Origin of the sequence: Selenomonas sp. oral taxon 138 str. F0429, from assembly GCF_000318175.2 — a bacterium.
Taxonomy (GTDB): Bacteria; Bacillota; Negativicutes; order Selenomonadales; family Selenomonadaceae; genus Centipeda; species Centipeda timonae.
The window spans coordinates 74,809-75,987 of sequence record NZ_KB290935.1 but is presented as its reverse complement, the minus strand read 5'-3'; the positions used below and the strand labels follow the sequence as shown (position 1 = coordinate 75,987).

The following is a 1,179-nucleotide window of genomic DNA, read 5'->3' as shown; positions in this document are numbered from 1 at the left end:
GGAGACGACGTGGGAGAGTAGGTAGTTGCCGCAATCACTCCTCGATAGCTCAGTCGGTAGAGCGTCTGACTGTTAATCAGAATGTCACTGGTTCGAGTCCAGTTCGAGGAGCCATTTTTGCATTTATAGCGGTGCTGCCGCTGGCGAAGCACTGATAAGGAGTTCCTTTTTATCAGTGATTCTTTGTGGATAGTTGGGGTATCGCCAAGTCGGTTAAGGCACGGGACTTTGACTCCCGCATCCGTTGGTTCGAATCCAACTACCCCAGCCAATTTATCTCATTTTATGAGATGGGTGGCGCTGATAAAGGTTCACTAGCTCAGTTGGTAGAGCATCTGACTTTTAATCAGAGGGTCCCGGGTTCGAGTCCCGGGTGAGCCACCACTTTTTCTTTCACTTATCATGACTCACTAGCTCAACTGGCAGAGCAACTGACTCTTAATCAGTAGGTTCACGGTTCGATTCCGTGGTGGGTCACCATTATATGGGCGATTAGCTCAGCTGGGAGAGCGCCTGCCTTACAAGCAGGATGTCGGCAGTTCGATCCTGTCATCGCCCACCAAGGACATTCCATTTTATACGGCCCGGTAGTTTAGTTGGTTAGAATGCCGCCCTGTCACGGCGGAGGTCAGGGGTTCAAGTCCCCTTCGGGTCGCCATTTTTATGCCTCGGTAGCTCAGTTGGTAGAGCAGGGGACTGAAAATCCCCGTGTCAGTGGTTCGATTCCGCTCTGAGGCACCACTTCGTATCCTACAGCGTCTGCGGCGCGTGCCGCTTGTGCAATGCTGCTGGCGTAGCTCAATCGGTAGAGCAGCTGACTTGTAATCAGCAGGTTGGGGGTTCAAGTCCTCTCGCCAGCTCCATGCGGGTGTAGCTCAATGGTAGAGCCCCAGCCTTCCAAGCTGGTCACGTGGGTTCGATTCCCATCACCCGCTCCATTTTGCATTTCGCCGGGGTGGCGGAACAGGCAGACGCAGGGGACTTAAAATCCCCCGATCGTAAGATCGTACCGGTTCGATTCCGGTCCTCGGCACCATAAGTAGCGAAACAAGAATGTCGGAGCGTCAGCGAACGGCAGTCTTGATTGAGTCACTTAGTCAACGATGGCTATGCCATTGTTGATTCCTACAATTTTATACGCGGTCGTGGCGGAATTGGCAGACGCGCTACTTTGAGGGG

11 tRNA genes (1 of these 11 only partly in view) are annotated in these 1,179 nt (G+C 53.0%); all 11 read left to right on the top strand.

Annotation, left to right across the window (positions count from 1 at the left end):
• Window positions 1-38 precede the first annotated feature (38 nt).
• A tRNA-Asn gene (locus tag HMPREF9163_RS04840) sits at window positions 39-114 on the top strand.
• Between the two features lie 80 nt (window positions 115-194).
• Window positions 195-271: transfer RNA gene (locus tag HMPREF9163_RS04835), tRNA-Gln, on the top strand.
• A 37-nt stretch (window positions 272-308) separates the two neighbouring features.
• Window positions 309-384 (top strand) — tRNA-Lys (locus HMPREF9163_RS04830).
• Window positions 385-404: 20 nt separating this feature from the next.
• Window positions 405-480 (top strand) — tRNA-Lys (locus tag HMPREF9163_RS04825).
• 6 nt (window positions 481-486) lie between these two features.
• A tRNA-Val gene (locus tag HMPREF9163_RS04820) sits at window positions 487-562 on the top strand.
• 19 nt (window positions 563-581) lie between these two features.
• A tRNA-Asp gene (locus HMPREF9163_RS04815) sits at window positions 582-658 on the top strand.
• A 7-nt stretch (window positions 659-665) separates the two neighbouring features.
• Window positions 666-741, top strand: a tRNA-Phe gene (locus HMPREF9163_RS04810).
• Window positions 742-787: 46 nt separating this feature from the next.
• Window positions 788-863: transfer RNA gene (locus tag HMPREF9163_RS04805), tRNA-Thr, on the top strand.
• A gap of 1 nt (window position 864) precedes the next feature.
• Window positions 865-938: transfer RNA gene (locus HMPREF9163_RS04800), tRNA-Gly, on the top strand.
• 11 nt (window positions 939-949) lie between these two features.
• Window positions 950-1,036: transfer RNA gene (locus HMPREF9163_RS04795), tRNA-Leu, on the top strand.
• Window positions 1,037-1,139: 103 nt separating this feature from the next.
• Window positions 1,140-1,179 (top strand) — tRNA-OTHER (locus tag HMPREF9163_RS12055); it runs 64 nt beyond the window's last position.